Genomic DNA, 15,762 nt, shown 5'->3' with positions numbered 1-15,762 from the left:
CGTCGACACTAGCGGGGCATCAACACGGGAGTAAACGAGCAGACAACCAGCTTCTTCGATCCGCGAGTGAAGGCTACGTAGAGATGTCGGGCATCCATCTCCTCAGGGGCTGTTATAACGGCCACTTCCGCCTCTAGTCCCTTCAGCAACAGAGTACTACCAATGGCACGTTGCGCAAGGGGGCGACTCTCGTGTCGGTTTCGTTCGCGCTCCCGCACCGTGGCCTCGGCAAAGCTGCAACTCCCCTCCGCAGCTATTTGCATCGCGCGCAGACAGCAATACAACACATCCGGACGATAGACTCGGGCATTGTTTTGCCTGGTCAATGCGCGTAGTGCCTCGATGGCCAAGGGAAAACTTGGGGCATTAGTGAACGCGAGCAGTGCGGCTTCTGCCTCAGTCGCTGGATTGTGTGCAGTCCCCCTGCGTAAGCTCTCCAGTCGGCGTTGCAAGACAGCTACTCCGACCTGCGTCATAACCTCCGCGGCAAACTCCACTAAACAAATCAGTGCGTCGGCAGACTGCAGGTTGAATGTCGTTCCAAACAACGTGAGGTCGGCGAGGTCGACGGGCTCCACTGCAGTAGCCCCCGGTGTCTGACTGGCCATTTGCCGGCGGCCACGAGGGTTACGACTATCGCCAATCACCAGAACGTCTCCTTCCCGCGTAACAGCCTGTGTTAACGCAGCGGTGAGCCGCTGCTGAATGGCAGTAGCCGGTTGCAACTCGACCCAGACAACTTCCGGCGGGGTTTGGCGTAAATCAATGCCACCTCCTGCCAGGAGTATTCGCCGACACTCAAGAAGCCATTGGCCAAATTCGGGCTTGCCTGCGTTAGTCCAGCGCCAGGGCTGGTTAAGCTCGCCGATAGCAGGAAAATGCGGAAGCACGTGGGTATTCCAGTCCACCAGCTGATTACCGCGAAAGCCGAAGATAGCCTGCATCGGGTCGCCAAGAACACATGTGGGAAGTACCACGGAAAGTGCTGTAACCAGATCGTGTTGCACTAAATTGCAGTCCTGGTACTCATCGACAATCAGATGGGCATAGCTTGCTGCGAGGACCTCATTGAGGTGCCCACTTTGGAGTAAATGCCTAGCAGCCATGCGTATTGCTGGGTAGTCGGCTCCGGGATTCTGGAGCAGGAGGACTGCAGAGGCAACAGCACTTCGTTGCGGAAACATAGCCACCAGCCACATGGAAAAACCATCAATTGTGGCAATGTGGTAAGCCGAAGCAGCAACTCCGGCTTTTTGCATGCGCAGACGCAGCGTTGTGACACCCGCGTTGGTATGGGTGAGGATGAGTACTGGCGTTGTTCCGGTATGCCGGGTCAGCGCATCGGCGATAAGTTGTGTTTTGCCACACCCCGCAGGGGCAGTGATCGCGCCGCGGCGAAAAGCAAATAAATCGTACTCAGACGGCATGAGCCCACCTGTAAAGCCGATCAATAAGTGCGTAAAACACAGCGTCTGTCGCTGGCATGTGCGGCCCCAGAATATCGCGTGCTATATCTTCATATTTGGTGACTGATTTAAACCAGCCGTTTCGACGATTACGTGCGGCCATCCCCAGCAATTGCCGCGTCTCAATAGGATACGGAATGCCGATCAATTCTCGCTGTTGCCGAATGTGGGCGAGTGTCAGTTGACCGTTCGATTGTGCCTGAATATGCTCAGCCACCAGCTCTTCGTCCATAAGGTCGATTGCCCGTTGAAGTAGGGCATCGACGCCGGTATCCGGCAGGCTCAGAAACAGCTCGTCCTCCAGAGCACGTCCGTTTCGCCAGGTGATGTACTCTCCACCTGCATCCATGTATGCCTGTACTGTCGCCGCAGTGGGCGGCTTATCCGCATCAACCATGACCAGTACCCGGTAGCCAAGCCGACGCAATGCGAGCCCACGAACAAAACACCGGTCCGGCTCCCCGCCGCCTACATTCACATATGCAGTTCCTGCGGCCAGCATTGATTGTCCGTTTATATTCGTCCAGAAATGGTCCAGGCCACGGATTAGGCCGACTTCACTGGCACCCTCGCAGACTATGACGCTACGAGCGAGAAAAGCTTCTGGATCAGCCCTAACGGTGCTTTGAATATCATCAGCGACACCTACCTGGAGAACTCGATGTGCGCCATCCGCAGACTTGCGTACCACGAAGAGCTGATTGCCGTTAAGTTCGCGGACAGCAACCGGGGAGTGGGTGGACAGGAATACCTGAAGGGGAGGAGGATTTTCCTTCGCACCAAGGGAGTTCAACAATCGGGTAAGGCGATGCGGCTCCAACCCATACTCAACTTCATCGACCAGAATGATAGACGCCTGCTGCGCTGCCACACGCTGCATACCTGCGACCAGTAGACGGGATGAGCCTGTTCCCAGTGAGCGCAAGGGCACCCCTGTAGCATCGTGTAGCGCAATGGCTCCGTCTCCGATCGATACGGCGTGCGCGTCCAGCAATGCCTGGGTTCCACCACCTAAAGGAACGCCAAGTTCATTGGCTTTCTGGGTCACAATTTGCAGTGTTGCTGCCAGCTGTACACCAGCCTGATCTCCGAAACCATTCCGGGCCTGGCGTGCCGCATTGGCCAATTCAGCACCAAGATTTGGCCGCTCTGCCGTCAGGCGATTGAGCACCGAACCGCGTGTCCATGACAGGTTGGAACTAGCATAAGCCCCGAGCCGGGCTGGGGCTAACAGCAACCGATCTTTCCAGGCAATATTGCGCTCCAGCCCTTGTGCCTGAGCGCGCTGTGATACCAACGACCAGACAGGCTCCAACTCGCTATCCACTGTCAAACGTAAGCAAAGAACCGTTTCCAGACCCTGTTCAGGTTCTTCGGTGACCAACCCGTTTGCGCGGTTGAAGGCCTGTAAATAATTTCCGTACGAATCTAAGCGCATCAGTGCATCGGGCAACGAGCCAAGCGTCACTGTGATGCTGATGGGTTGGGTGACATCCAGCCCATAAAAATCAGTATCGGCGAAACTGATATTGCGGCGGGCACCAAGGCAAAAGTCAATCGCATCGATAATAGTGGTCTTGCCGCTGTCTCCAGGGCCAATCAGGCAGTTGAGGCCTGATGAAGGTTGCCAGTTCAGTAAGCGGATAGTTCGGAAATTCTGGATCTCGACTTTGCAAATTCTGATCACGGATCTGCTCCTTAGTTCTCATTTTCTTCATTTACAGCGTGCTCGCAAAAAACATCCATGAAGAAAATATTTAGCGCAAAAAATATATTACGCTCTCAATGAACAAGGATCTAAACAGGGATACCTATCTTACTGTTTTATCTTCTCGTTTCTTGATCTAACCCTCAATGTTGAGGCATATGCTAGGAACACACGGTCTGTATTTTGTACGTTAAGTTTCCCAATATTGGTTAGAGGATTATTCGTTTTACTTAAGCTCGCCAGTAATTAAGAAACTCCAGTATTAGCCATGCCTGATTCTGGCATACATCAGATAAACGTGTGACGCTGAAGGTCTACTGGGAGCGAAAAGCAGACCTTACGCAATCCTTTTAAAGGGATTTCTCGCTATGATGTTAAATACCATTACTTTTGTGGGTTTTAAGCAGCGGGGAACTTGGTGTTATGAAGTCCAGAATCGGGCCAAACGGAGTGCATTTCTTCGATCGGAATATGGGTTTGAACATCCTATTAGACGAATTGCACCCTCAGGGGGCAGTTTGGTCGACGTCTCCCCGTCAAGTCTCAATAGCACTCACCAATCTTTGCGATCTCCATTGCGCGTACTGTTTTGCGCCCAAACACAAGGCAGTGCTGCATACTGACCAAGTACTTAGCTGGTTAAAGGAATTGGATACTGAAGGATGCTTCGGCATCGGCTTTGGCGGAGGGGAACCAACTCTCCATCCAGATTTCGTCGAAATATGCAAACGGGCTGCCGGGGAAACTCAGCTTGCCGTGACATTCACGACCCATGGTCATCGTTTGTCGCAACAATTAGTTAAACACCTCAAAGGTTCAATTCACTTCGCGCGTATTAGCGTTGACGGGACAGGCAGTACCTATGAAGAACTGCGCGGAAAACCTTTTGCCAACTTAATTAAGGGAATTGAATCGATTGCAACATTGTCGCCCTTTGGAATAAACGTCGTGATAAACGAACGTACAGTCTTTGAGCTTGATGCAGTAACTGAGCTGGCGCAACAGTTTGGAGCTAGTGAATTGCTGTTATTGCCTCAGCAAGCAACTAACGCGGTCGCAAGTATGAATGAAGTGGTCGGCCGAGAGCTTAAGAACTGGGTCTCCAACTATAGAGGAGAGGTTCGACTTGCAGTAAGTGAGGTGGGAGCGTCAGGACTACCCATATGCGATCCTCTTCCTGATGAAACTGGCCTTCGAGCCTACGCGCACATAGACGCTTCCGGCATATTGCGTATGAGTTCTTATTCAACCACCGGTGTGGATATTGGCGAAACCGGTGTTCTGTCAGCGCTTAAGCGACTTCGTAATACCTTAGAGATGAAATAAGGGGCACAGTAATGAAAATTTGGAACGGATATGGTTCTGAGCATTCGATGAACTTAGTTCTCATCGGAAAATTCAAGCAAGAGCAAGATGCAGAGAAGGTCGAGAAGGATATTAAAACGCTCAGTACTCAGGCTGAGAAAGATGAATGTTACTCGATCCCTTTTGATGAGCCAGAGAATCAACGGTTTTCAGATGAAATGCTCTCATTACTATGCAGCCTAAAACTCCACACTTTAGGACCAACCGATCTTGGTCAATTGGTGTCAGATCATCATCTAGATCGTGAAGGCGATAGAATAACAATAACTACTGATGAGGCAGAGGTATCCGCGTTCGTGAAGCTGTTTGTCGAGGCTGGAGCAAAGGTCGAGATTTTCTCAGCGCATGACTATCCGTCCGATTCCAGCGATGCCAGTTGAAAGAGGATGCATTGATGCCTGAAGTAAATTGGAAAGTATTCAACGAACTGCCCGGTGCAGCAGATGTGAACTTCGAAAACCTTTGCCGCGCTCTGGTACGCCGACACTATGGTCGTTTCGGTCGCTTTAAGCAACTTGCAAATCAGCCTGGGGTGGAGTTTCACCTCGAGCTGACGGAGCCTTGTGATCTCGGTGCGCCACCAAGCTGGATTGGTTGGCAATGCAAGTGGTATGAGCTGGTGAATGGACAAGATTTGGGAGCCTCCCGCCGCAACAAGATCATCGAAGGTATCGAAAAGACGCGTAAGCATGTCCCTGGAGTAACCAATTGGAAGCTTTGGACTCATCACACGTTAACAAAAGGTGATCAAGAGTGGTTTTTCGCGCTAGAGCGAGACCGCTTCCCCGAATTGAAGTTAGAACTGCTCACTGCTACTGATATCGAAGATCTTTTGGTCGGACCGGGAGCGCTTTTACGGGAAACCTACTTTGGTGAACTGGTTCTAACCCCAGAGCTAATTGCTGAGCAGTATAAGCTTGCCGTGGCTCCATTTAAGAACCGCTACCAGCCAGACGTTCATGTAGCGGTGGGGGCTGAGGAGAATATATTCAGGCATCTGTGCAGCCAAAACGCATGGGAATCTCTGGAAGAACTCTCAAACGCTTTAAAAAAGAATCATACGAGCATTGCTTCGGTTACTGAGCAACTCAAAATTGAGCTCAGGACTGAAGTTGAATTACTCCTGTCCCGGGTTATTGGGTTGACTGAGTTTATTGATGGTTTACACACGGCGCTCGGCAAAGGTGACTTTAACTCTGTACATCAAGCGTTGGTTTCAAATCCTCGTCAGCCGGTACGTTATGACAGGCTACTTTCGAAATTGCGTGGAGCTCGCTTTGACGGGGCTCCGTTAACCGCTAATTTGGTTGCAGATATTCACATGGTTTCGTCTGTTCTCCGCAGTCTGGAGCAGTCAATTGGTGCTCGGGCAGTTGCTGTACTTGCGGCGGCAGGTGAAGGTAAATCTGAACTTGCAGTCAAGGTAACCCAGCCAGAAGGGGAATTCCCAGGGGGAATCCTCCTATTGGGTAAGAATCTTCATTCAGGTCAAGGGCTTGATGATCTCGTAACTGCCTTCAAGATTTCTGGGAGGCCAGCAGAAAGTTTCGACCGCCTGATTGAGGCCGTAGATGCGGCAGGCCAGCGTGCAGGCAAACGCATACCTATTGTTATTGACGGTCTGAATGAGGCGGAAGATCCGAGAAATTGGAGGGATGAATTATCCCGAGCGGATGAGCTTCTAAAGAATTTTCCTTATGTCTTGTTAGTTGTCACTCTTCGCAATGAATTCGCCCAGATGTGTCTGCCTGAGGGGTTTCCCCAAGTTGAACATAACGGGTTTCAGGAAGATCCGAAGACAGCATTTGACAAGTACTTTGAGTACTACAAGATCGATGCTACCGATGCGGATCTACCAGTCGAACTCTTGCAGCACCCCTTAACACTGAGAATTTTTTGCGAAGTAGCAAATTCCTCTCGTCAGCATATTGTCGGAGTGGAAGCATTGCCCCGTTCGCTTGCAAGCCTGTTCGAAGCACATTTTAACAAGGTTGCCGCACGAGTCGCTGAGCTTTCACCGGCGATGCATCGCATTTATCAAGATGACGTTCAGGATGCACTACTGACGATCGCGGGTCTTCTTTGGGATAACAATGCGAGAAGTGTGGATTTTCAAGCTACACGGGCGGCAGTTCGGGATATGGGGTGGAACGATAGTATTATTCGTGCACTGGAGTCTGAAGGCATACTAGTTAGGACTATTTCTCAAGAAGGTAGGCAAGGAGTTGCGTTTGCATACGACCTAATGGCCGGACATATGATGGCGCACCACCTGCTTAGGAAGCCTGAGTTGGTCCAATGGTTAAAAAGCGATGAAGGGAGCGCAAAATTTAAATCTCATGGACCTGATTCGCATACCTTCGCTTATGACGTATTCCGGGCTCTGGTTGATCTGTATCCTCAACACTCTGGTAGGCGGCAGCTTTGGCAAGACTTGTCGGATGATATACTCGTTATGAACGCTCTGTTATTGACGACGCAATCGGACCCAAGATATATCGGGCGGGCTACTGTTGAACGATTTGCTCAAGCTATGCAGGAGTCGAAGCGATTTGCACAATTTGCCTTCGAGAAGCTACGGAGCATCAGGGCTGCACTAGCACATCCGTTTGATATGAGCTTTTTGCATGATGTGCTAATGGCGATGTCCAATACTCAGCGCGATCTTTTTTGGTCCGAGTGGATTCGTCAGAAATCTGAACAAGTTAAAGATGACTTAAAATTCTTGTCGACGAGATGGAAATTGGGTCATCTGGATGAGCGTGAACTTCGGAGAGTTCGCTGGGTGATGTGGACATTGACGACGACATCCAGAGCTTTGCGGGATATGGCTACCAAAGCCCTGTATGAATTTGCCATCAGGCGGCCAGAAGAGTTTTTCCGGTTGGCGATGGAGACAAATGCAGTTTCAGACCCATATGTCCCCGAGCGAGTGTTCGCCGCAGCCTACGGTGCAGTCCTGACCACTTGGTCGGATATCGATGCAGTAGAGTTACATGATGCGTTGCCACGGTTCGCTCGTGAGATTTACCAAACCATGTTTGTACCTGATGCTACAGCTCCTACTTGGCATGCGTTATATCAACAGTACTGCCTGGGAATCATTGCCATTGCAAGGATGGTAGATCCAAATTGTTTTTCAGAGGATGAAGCTGCTCATCTTGTTCCGCCTTTTAGCCATCTGCCTAACGTATTTAAAAGCATTCGTCAGTACGATACAGCAGTCATCAAGCAAGCGCAGAGCGCAGCGATTCGAATGGACTTCGGTAACTATACGATTGGGAGACTTATTCCACATAGATCGAACTACGATGACAGCAACCCAGAGTACCAACAGGTGTTGAAGGCAATTATTTCTCGAATGCTGGTGCTTGGTTATGACCCTGAGCAGTTCGAAGCTATTGATCGGCAAATGTATTCCGGCTCTCGTATGGGAGAAGACAAACACAAAATCGATCGATATGGCAAAAAGTACGGCTGGATAGCTTACTTCGAGATGTGGGGACTGCGATACGCGCAGGGCCTCCTTTCCGAAGACCGCAGCGCTCGTCCATCGGACGCAGATATCGACCCGACGTTCCCGCTAGACGCTGTGAGCATTGATTTGCCACTTCCAGCCTTGTTCAGCGAACAGTCGTCGGATGATGGGGATTGGATCATGAGGGGTCCGCAACCTGACTACCGTAGCATCCTTGAGATTACGGAAATTGATGGTCTGACGGGGCCATGGATCCTACTTGACGGTTTTGTTGAGCAAAATGCTACCTCGGATGACCGGCAGATTTTCACTTTCCTGCGAGGAGTATTCGTAGATAGCCAAGAAGTTGACAATCTATGTAGGTTGTTCACTGATCTTGAATATCCTGGCAACAGCGCCATCCCTGATGCTCCTGGCTACTATTACACCTATGCTGGTGAGATGCCTTTCTCGTCGATTCCGGGGCTGCTAGTCGCAAATGAACAAGAGGATGATAGTGATGAAAATTTGGTGTCCGCAGACAGATGGTCAGGCAATGGCGTTGCGGTAGATATCACTGTGCAGGACTACAACTGGGAGAGTTACCATAGCGTGGAGAACCAAAGCAGCGGTGCGAGCCTACCCTCAAAGCAACTTTGTGAGGCTTTGAATCTCAGATACCGTGCAAACACATGGGATTTGCATGATGCAGCAGGTGTGGCATCACTGTACCGCAAAGTTGGCGAGTATGATTCAACTGTCAGTGGCTCAGTCAGTTATCTGCGCCGTGATCTACTTGATCGTTACTTGATGCAATCCGGCAAGGTATTGGTATGGCTTATGTGGGGGGAGCGTGGTTTTCATTACCGCTCCAACAAGACGCACAATTTGCACAGGTATTACGTGAATCACCAACATATTCACAAGCGTATTCATATCCATCAGGTAGCTTCTGAGTGCTAGTAACCAAAATATTGCGGGCGGAGTCGCTATATGAGTTACGAATTCAGAAATCTTTCATCCGTAAACTTTGAGGATCTTATTCGGTATCTCATCTGAAAGTAGAAGGCTTCACTTCGAAGCCTTCTGTGCGGGCCAGATAGAGGCATTAACGATAGACATGCTCATAATGACGGGAAAGTTATTCAACAAACGAAGCATAATCGAGGATCTTCGTTCAGCAAGATGATGTCGCTATTCAGTATGGGTATATGTTGAGGGATGAACTAGGAACGTCCATTTTTTATACAAAGCAATCTGTCAACCAAGCATTCTAACATCATCAAAATCGAAGCCATTGGTATTTGGCTAGCACTCCAAATAATTATAGACAGATATTATCTCCGCGAATCCCCCGCTTCCTTACCGGATAGCGGGGCTTTTTGTTTTTCACGTTGAGATCTTACTATGCAAAAATCTGATAGCCATCAGGCCTTTGAGCAACCGCTGGCTTTACTGCCATACACGCTTCGCAACCTCATCCTTGAACGTCTTCGTAGCCTGACGCAGTACGAACCTGTGATAGGTATTATGGGCAAAACAGGGGCTGGTAAGTCGTCACTCTGTAATGCTCTCTTTCAGGGAGAGGTAACACCTGTCAGTAATGTTGACTCTTGCACCCGTGATGTTCTGCGCTTTCGGCTCCGCAATGGCGATCACAGCCTAATGATTATTGATTTGCCAGGGGTGGGTGAAAGCGATCAAAGAGATAAAGAATACGCCGCCCTCTATCGTCGTGTCCTGCCCGAACTGGATTTAGTGCTGTGGGTTATCAAAGCCGATGATCGCGCTCTGTCGGTGGATGAGCATTTTTATCGAAAAATTATATTGGCCTGCCAGCATAGGGTCATATTTGTAGTGAATCAGGCTGACAAGGCCGAACCCTGCCATCAGTGGAATACCACCAGCAATACCCCCTCTCATAGCCAGCAGTCGACAATTGAGGCCAAGCGGAGCGCTGTACAACAGATCTTCCTGCCGCACCATCCAGTCTGTGTTGTATCGGCCCGAACTGGTTGGGGGCTTGATGCGATGGTAGAGACGATGATGCGCAGCCTGCCTGACCGGGCCGCGAGCCCACTGACAACACAACTGCATGGAAGGCTCTGCACCGAGCCGGTAAAAAAGCAGGCACGCGAGCGCTTTGGTCATGCCGTGGATGAAGTGTTTGATACAGTAGAGTCACCATCGTTCCTGCCTGCGCCGCTGAAAACGGTGATTCGTACCGTACGTGATGCTGTCGTGTCAGTCGCCCGCACTGTCTGGGACTGGATTTTCTTCTGAATGAATAAAACATCCTTAAAACAGTAGTGGATTATTTCGTTTATTCGTTACTGAATAGATGATTTTCATGTAGAAGACACAACCTGTCTGCGCCAACAGAAGATACTACCAGCCATACCTGGGTCATTGCTGCCTGCAATGCATCCACACTGCCTTTCCGCGTCTGGCATTTCGCCACATGTCATGGACACAACCTGTCAACCTGGTCCATTACCATAATACCTTCTTTATTAATCACTTACCCAATACGGAGATAACGCATGTCTCAGGCTGGGCGTCGTTATGACCGGCTGTCTGTCCGGCTGTCGCTAATCATCAGCCGTCTGATCGCAGGTGAAACGCTGAATGTGCGCAAGCTGGCGGCGGAATTTGGTGTCTCAGAGCGCACCCTGCACCATGATTTCCGCGAGCGGCTGATTTACCTCGATCTCGAATACAGGGGCGGCTACTGTCGCCTGCTGACCGGAGGCCGTCATGAACTCAGGGAAGAGGCGGCAATGCAGTTTGCCCGTCAGTCCGGGATTGGCGCACTGTTTCCTGATATGGATATCCATCTGGTCAGTTCACTTCTGAGCGGTCAGGGGGCATCGCCGTGCTTTATCTGGCATCAGGATATGCCAGTGCCTCCCTCCCGTCCGGGGATCTTCACGCGGCTGGTCAGGGCAGTATCAGAACAGCGGAGGGTAACTCTGCTGGCCGACGGGTGCCGCTGTGGCAGCCTTGCCCCCTACCGGTTGATTTTCAGCGCCGGTGAGTGGTTTCTGGCGGGTGAATTTATCGGGCAGATAACTGTTTTTGCGCTGAGCACCGTTCACTCCGTTACGTTTCACCCGGAAACGTTCAAACCAGACGGGTATTTCACCAGCATGCTGTCCCGCCCGAACTTTCTTCAGGCGTTGCCTCATTTCCGGTTCATCGGAGAAGTGATATCCACATTTCGGACTGAACCACATCAACCAGCAACAGGAGGATAACATTATGAAAATCAGGAGCATCACACCCCGTAACCCCACTTCAGGTAAACGCTGCCCGGACTGTGGCTCGCACGACACCATCCCCTGGTCCGATGGCTGGATGTGTCGCGACTGTGGGTGTGAGTGGGGAAAGGATAACGGCTATCTGTAGAGGAGAAGCACATGGGATTCTGGAATGCAGCCGGGAAACTGGCTAAAGAGGTGGCAAAAGGCGCTCTCGACAGTGCACGGGAGGTAAGAGTGGTTCATGACCGACTGGAGACAAAGAGCAGCGCGGAGTTGAAAAGAATTGTCACTGAAAACGGCATTTTCAGCAGCGCAACCGAGACGGAAAGGCGTATGGCAAGAAAACTCCTGCGTGACCGGGGCGAGCTTTAATTCCTGTCGCGCTAGTTGCAGGCCCCGCGCAGCGTTCATGAGTAAGGTAACCAAAAATCGGCCCACTCAATGAGAAGCAGGTTGCGGGCCGGAACGCAATTTCCACCCTGTAAGCATTTTTACTTTAACAATAAATAAGGATAAACAGATGAAAGCATTCATATTGCCTTTCATTATTTCAGGTCTTTTGTTGAGCTTACCCGTTAATGCCGCAGCAGTTAAATTACCCCAAAAAGTGATTGATGTGAAAGACGGCAGTGAGCAGATGTGCGGAAGCGATGATGTAAAAAATGGGGTGTGTAAACTCACTGGTGTATCTGATGATGGCCACTATGCGTTGTTAAGCAGCCCGGGTGGCATAGCCTGTTATGACCCCTACCTGATCGTAGTTAATCTGACCACCAGCAAGGGAAAGATGATGGACTATAACCGCCATGCGACGTGTAGCGGTGAGGCCACCGCTAAGTTTGTTCGCTCACCGGCGAATGGGAAACTTACCGTTGTTATCTACGATCCCACCATCAAAAAGAATGTCGGGCTTAATACTATCGACTTTTAAGTCTCTTACAGGGCCCTGCACGGGGCCCGTTTATTTTGTATAAACAGAATGGAGCCGGGCTGATGATGTCTGTGACTTTACGTAAATTAAAACACGCAATATTAATATCCACTTTTTGTCTTATTACCACTGAGGTCTGCGCAGCAGGCGTTGCCAGAACTGCAGCGGACGCAATGACCTGCCAGCCTGATGCGGGGGGTAATGAAAACGGATACGGATCATGCCCTTTTCTGGGCAACGTTTACGACGCTGACCCGGCTTTCAAAAAAGACATTGATGACGCCCTGAATTCAGCAGGAATTAAGGGGTTACTGGGACAAGATGGTTTAATGAACGGTCCGGACAGCGGGTTGATTCCGGTGGAAGTGGGTGGCGAGAAGTGGTTGCAGGGCTCTGTCTGTGAGCGGGGTAACTGTGGTGACCATTATCTGAAGATTCTGTATATCCCCTCAGAGCATGTTGTTGCGGGTTTTTATTACAACGGGGGCGAGGAAAAAACGTTTGGCGACGTAGGGGACGCAGAAACAAGAGTCCTGCGCAGTGACGTACAGGAAGCGGTCCCACAGCAACAGGCTCCGGCGCTCACAACAGCGGCATCCCCTGATGGTGCACCGGCTAACACTATCTGGACCTTCACTGGCGATGACGGAAAGTCACTGTGGCATGTCTGTGGCGGGCAGAACAGCAGTTGTACCATAATCGCCAACACCAAATATTACGTTGCCATTCTGAACAGAAAATCCGCGCACAGCTGCGCCTTTGGTGATTTTTACGTGGCTGACAGGGACGCAGCGTCATGGCACCAGTATGACACAGGCACCTGCAGCCCGGATGCCTGGATACGCAAAGGCTCCATCAATAACGGACAATATCTGTCGGTTGATATCGGCGTGAGCAACCAGATTGTACAGCAGTACCCCATTGGCTACTGGTCAATGCGAAAAGAGTTCTCCGGCAAGCGACGTCCTTCCTGGGATAAAGTAAAAGCCAAAAATCAGCAACACTGATAAGCCACGCAGAAAAATCCGCGCAACTGTACTACCAGCGCACCATCAGTATCACCGTTATAAACAGAATCAGGCCACACCTCCTTCGGGAAGTGTTGCCTTTTGTATTTTTATCGACTTTATAAGGAGTTAACCATGCGATTAGCCAGCCGCTTTGGCCGTATAAACCAGATACGTCGTGACCGGCCTCTGACCCATGAAGAGCTGATGAATCACGTCCCCAGTGTGTTCGGGAGTGACAAGCACGAGTCCCGTTCAGACCGTTATACCTACATCCCGACCATCACCATCCTCGAAAGCCTCCAGCGTGAAGGCTTTGAGCCGTTCTTTGCCTGCCAGACGAAGGTTCGTGACCAGAGCAAACGGGAGCACACCAAACACATGCTTCGCCTGCGTCGAACCGGACAACTGACCGGGCATCAGGTCCCGGAAATCATTCTGCTCAACAGCCATGATGGTTCATCAAGTTACCAGATGCTGCCGGGGCTGTTTCGTGGCGTCTGTACCAACGGCCTGGTCTGTGGTCAGTCATTCGGAGAAGTGCGGGTACCCCATAAAGGTAATGTCGTGGAGAAAGTGATTGAAGGGGCTTACGAAGTGCTCGGCGTGTTTGACCGGGTGGAAGAGAAGCGCGATGCAATGCAGTCGCTGACACTTCCTCCACCAGCACGTCACGCGCTGGCGAATGCCGCACTGGATTATCGTTTCGGTGAGGAGCATCAGCCGATTACGGCATCGCAATTACTGGCTCCGCGTCGCCGGGAGGATTACAGCGATGACCTGTGGACCGTCTACCAGCGTGTGCAGGAAAACCTGATGAAAGGGGGATTATCGGGACGTACCGCGCAGGGGAAAAACAGCCGCACCCGTGCCGTTACCGGTATCGATGGTGATGTGAAACTCAATCGTGCCCTCTGGGTTATGGCAGAAAACATGCTCGATTTTTTCGGGCCTTCAACAACACCTTCAGCTTAAGGAGATAGTTTAATGGATGCACAACACCTTCAGGTCGCTGAGCAGACAGCAATCACTGCCTCAGTGGTACCTGACGAGTTACGCATTAGCTTCTGGCCGAAGCACTTTGGCACCATCCCGCAATGGATAACCCTTGAACCTCGCATTTTCGCCTGGATGGATCGGCTGTGTGTCGATTACCACGGCAGTATCTGGCGCTTTTCGACGCTCAGCAACGGCGGTGCTTTTATGGCTCCTGAGTCAGAGCACGATGAGACGTGGACATTGTTTAACAGCATGAACGGGAACGCTGCAGAGCTTACCCGTGAAGCGGCAGGGATAGTCGCCTGCCTGATGGCATACAACCACCATACCTGTCGTACCGAATGTGACGCGATGACTGAGCACTATTATCGCTTACGTGATTTCGCGCTGAGCCATCCTGAATGTAGCGCCATCAAGCACATTATTGACTGAGGTATGTCACTATGGAGTCACAGTTACCGCTGTTTGCTACCACATTGCCAGCGTCAGCACAGCAAACCATCAGTAAAGCCTTAACCCTGCTGGAACGCCAGTTACGCGAACCCGGCGCATCATTCACCTCCAGCCATACCGTCCGGAACTGGCTGCGCCTGCAACTCGCCACGCTGGATCGGGAAGCCTTCATCGTGTTTTTCCTCGACAACCAGCATTGTCTGATCGCCCACGACACGCTGTTTCTGGGAACCATCAACAGTATCACCGTACATCCGCGTGAGGTCGTTAAGGCCGGTCTGAAACACAATGCCGCTGCGGCGGTTCTGGCTCATAACCACCCGTCAACCCATGCCGAACCCAGCAAGGCCGACAGACTGATTACAGAACGCCTGAATCAGGCACTGGAGCTGGTTGATATCCGCTTGCTGGATCACCTGGTGATCGGCGGCATGGATATTGTCTCGTTTGCTGAACGCGGCTGGTTATAGAGAGAAAACAGCGATGAAAATAATCAGTAAACGCCAGGCGATGACGATATACCGCAAGCATCCGGGGTCATGTCTGCTTCGCTTCTGTACCGGGAAATACAGGTGGTCCGGCAGCATCTGCCACTACGCTGGTCGGGAGGTACACAACATCAACGGTGTTCTGGCCGTCTTCGCTGAACGTCGTCAGGACCGCAATGGTCCCTATGTGATTCTTCGTAGCGTCGCTCTCAATTAATCCTTCCCTTTAATCTGGAACAATTATGAACAATCACTCTGTTTCCGGCACCACGCCGGAGGATACATCCTGCAAGCATTGGGGACTAAAACGCAGTGTCACACCCTGTTTTGGCGCTCGCCTGGTGCAGGAAGGCAACCGGGTGCATTTTCTCGCTGACCGGGCCGGATTCAACGGTGCTTTCAGCGACAACGATGCATTGCGCCTCGACCAGGCCTTTCCGTTGATGCTCAAACAACTGGAGTTGATGCTGATTAGCAGCGAGCTCAATCCCCGTTATCAGCACTGCGTCACGCTTTACCACAACGGACTCACCTGCGAAGCCGACACACTCGGCTCCTGTGGCTATGTTTACATTGCTATCTATCCTGAGCAAACTGAGCCGCAGTAAATCCCCGCTTATTCCCT

At 51.1% G+C, this 15,762-nt stretch carries 16 protein-coding genes; 14 read left to right on the top strand and 2 right to left on the bottom strand.

The window, feature by feature from the left end; all coding sequences use genetic code 11:
* Positions 1-8: 8 nt before the first annotated feature.
* Positions 9-1,427 (bottom strand): UvrD-helicase domain-containing protein, encoded by a 1,419-nt coding sequence (locus SANT_RS05365; protein ID WP_025421275.1) that lies wholly within the window; start codon positions 1,425-1,427, stop codon positions 9-11.
* Positions 1,417-3,153, bottom strand: a complete 1,737-nt coding sequence (locus tag SANT_RS05360) for an ATP-dependent nuclease (RefSeq protein WP_025421274.1) — start codon at positions 3,151-3,153, stop codon at positions 1,417-1,419. Before SANT_RS05360 ends, SANT_RS05365 begins: the two co-directional genes overlap by 11 nt.
* Before the next feature lie 444 nt (positions 3,154-3,597).
* Between SANT_RS05360 and SANT_RS05355 the strand changes: the two genes are divergently transcribed.
* From SANT_RS05355 to SANT_RS05300, 14 genes are all read left to right on the top strand, one after another.
* Positions 3,598-4,500, top strand: a complete 903-nt coding sequence (locus SANT_RS05355; RefSeq protein ID WP_025421273.1) for a radical SAM protein — start codon at positions 3,598-3,600, stop codon at positions 4,498-4,500.
* An 11-nt stretch (positions 4,501-4,511) separates the two neighbouring features.
* The gene (locus SANT_RS05350; RefSeq protein ID WP_025421272.1) at positions 4,512-4,919 is read left to right on the top strand and encodes a DUF6375 family protein; all 408 of its coding nucleotides are present in this window, start codon (positions 4,512-4,514) and stop codon (positions 4,917-4,919) included.
* A gap of 14 nt (positions 4,920-4,933) precedes the next feature.
* The gene (locus SANT_RS05345; RefSeq protein WP_025421271.1) at positions 4,934-8,959 is read left to right on the top strand and encodes a hypothetical protein; all 4,026 of its coding nucleotides are present in this window, start codon (positions 4,934-4,936) and stop codon (positions 8,957-8,959) included.
* Positions 8,960-9,403: 444 nt separating this feature from the next.
* Positions 9,404-10,279, top strand: a complete 876-nt coding sequence (locus SANT_RS05340) for a GTPase family protein (RefSeq protein WP_025421270.1) — start codon at positions 9,404-9,406, stop codon at positions 10,277-10,279.
* Positions 10,280-10,539: 260 nt separating this feature from the next.
* Complete coding sequence (locus SANT_RS05335) at positions 10,540-11,253, top strand: sporulation transcriptional regulator SpoIIID (RefSeq protein WP_025421269.1); 714 nt, start codon at positions 10,540-10,542, stop codon at positions 11,251-11,253.
* A 4-nt stretch (positions 11,254-11,257) separates the two neighbouring features.
* On the top strand, positions 11,258-11,404 hold the full coding sequence (locus SANT_RS24595) for a hypothetical protein (protein ID WP_171825048.1): 147 nt from the start codon (positions 11,258-11,260) through the stop codon (positions 11,402-11,404).
* 11 nt (positions 11,405-11,415) lie between these two features.
* On the top strand, positions 11,416-11,631 hold the full coding sequence (locus SANT_RS05330) for a hypothetical protein (protein WP_025421268.1): 216 nt from the start codon (positions 11,416-11,418) through the stop codon (positions 11,629-11,631).
* 148 nt (positions 11,632-11,779) lie between these two features.
* A complete protein-coding gene (locus tag SANT_RS22855) occupies positions 11,780-12,190 on the top strand; it encodes a hypothetical protein (protein ID WP_025421267.1) in 411 nt (136 codons plus the stop codon).
* A gap of 62 nt (positions 12,191-12,252) precedes the next feature.
* Complete coding sequence (locus tag SANT_RS23780) at positions 12,253-13,197, top strand: hypothetical protein (RefSeq protein ID WP_237234653.1); 945 nt, start codon at positions 12,253-12,255, stop codon at positions 13,195-13,197.
* Between the two features lie 135 nt (positions 13,198-13,332).
* Complete coding sequence (locus tag SANT_RS05315; protein ID WP_025421265.1) at positions 13,333-14,172, top strand: DUF932 domain-containing protein; 840 nt, start codon at positions 13,333-13,335, stop codon at positions 14,170-14,172.
* Between the two features lie 12 nt (positions 14,173-14,184).
* Positions 14,185-14,628, top strand: a complete 444-nt coding sequence (locus SANT_RS05310) for an antirestriction protein (RefSeq protein ID WP_025421264.1) — start codon at positions 14,185-14,187, stop codon at positions 14,626-14,628.
* Positions 14,629-14,639: 11 nt separating this feature from the next.
* Entirely contained in the window at positions 14,640-15,119 is a 480-nt protein-coding gene (gene radC, locus SANT_RS05305; RefSeq protein WP_025421263.1) for a RadC family protein, read from the top strand.
* Between the two features lie 13 nt (positions 15,120-15,132).
* A complete protein-coding gene (locus SANT_RS23220) occupies positions 15,133-15,354 on the top strand; it encodes a DUF987 domain-containing protein (protein ID WP_071881996.1) in 222 nt (73 codons plus the stop codon).
* A 25-nt stretch (positions 15,355-15,379) separates the two neighbouring features.
* On the top strand, positions 15,380-15,745 hold the full coding sequence (locus SANT_RS05300; RefSeq protein WP_025421262.1) for a type IV toxin-antitoxin system YeeU family antitoxin: 366 nt from the start codon (positions 15,380-15,382) through the stop codon (positions 15,743-15,745).
* Positions 15,746-15,762: the final 17 nt, after the last annotated feature.

Origin of the sequence: Sodalis praecaptivus (assembly GCF_000517425.1) — a bacterium.
Lineage (GTDB): Bacteria > Pseudomonadota > Gammaproteobacteria > Enterobacterales > Enterobacteriaceae > Sodalis_A > Sodalis_A praecaptivus.
This window is presented reverse-complemented; position numbering and strand designations above follow the sequence as displayed.

Excerpts from the sequence above, each read along its gene's own strand:
- SANT_RS05315 (WP_025421265.1), top strand. The coding sequence starts at position 13,333 with ATGCGATTAGCCAGCCGCTTTGGCCGTATAAACCAGATACGTCGTGAC.
- SANT_RS22855 (WP_025421267.1), top strand. The coding sequence starts at position 11,780 with ATGAAAGCATTCATATTGCCTTTCATTATTTCAGGTCTTTTGTTGAGC.
- SANT_RS05310 (WP_025421264.1), top strand. The coding sequence starts at position 14,185 with ATGGATGCACAACACCTTCAGGTCGCTGAGCAGACAGCAATCACTGCC.
- SANT_RS23220 (WP_071881996.1), top strand. The coding sequence starts at position 15,133 with ATGAAAATAATCAGTAAACGCCAGGCGATGACGATATACCGCAAGCAT.
- SANT_RS05335 (WP_025421269.1), top strand. The coding sequence starts at position 10,540 with ATGTCTCAGGCTGGGCGTCGTTATGACCGGCTGTCTGTCCGGCTGTCG.
- SANT_RS05365 (WP_025421275.1), bottom strand. The coding sequence starts at position 1,427 with ATGCCGTCTGAGTACGATTTATTTGCTTTTCGCCGCGGCGCGATCACT.
- SANT_RS05340 (WP_025421270.1), top strand. The coding sequence starts at position 9,404 with ATGCAAAAATCTGATAGCCATCAGGCCTTTGAGCAACCGCTGGCTTTA.
- SANT_RS05345 (WP_025421271.1), top strand. The coding sequence starts at position 4,934 with ATGCCTGAAGTAAATTGGAAAGTATTCAACGAACTGCCCGGTGCAGCA.
- SANT_RS05350 (WP_025421272.1), top strand. The coding sequence starts at position 4,512 with ATGAAAATTTGGAACGGATATGGTTCTGAGCATTCGATGAACTTAGTT.
- radC (WP_025421263.1), top strand. The coding sequence starts at position 14,640 with ATGGAGTCACAGTTACCGCTGTTTGCTACCACATTGCCAGCGTCAGCA.
- SANT_RS23780 (WP_237234653.1), top strand. The coding sequence starts at position 12,253 with ATGATGTCTGTGACTTTACGTAAATTAAAACACGCAATATTAATATCC.
- SANT_RS05300 (WP_025421262.1), top strand. The coding sequence starts at position 15,380 with ATGAACAATCACTCTGTTTCCGGCACCACGCCGGAGGATACATCCTGC.
- SANT_RS05355 (WP_025421273.1), top strand. The coding sequence starts at position 3,598 with ATGAAGTCCAGAATCGGGCCAAACGGAGTGCATTTCTTCGATCGGAAT.
- SANT_RS05330 (WP_025421268.1), top strand. The coding sequence starts at position 11,416 with ATGGGATTCTGGAATGCAGCCGGGAAACTGGCTAAAGAGGTGGCAAAA.
- SANT_RS24595 (WP_171825048.1), top strand. The coding sequence starts at position 11,258 with ATGAAAATCAGGAGCATCACACCCCGTAACCCCACTTCAGGTAAACGC.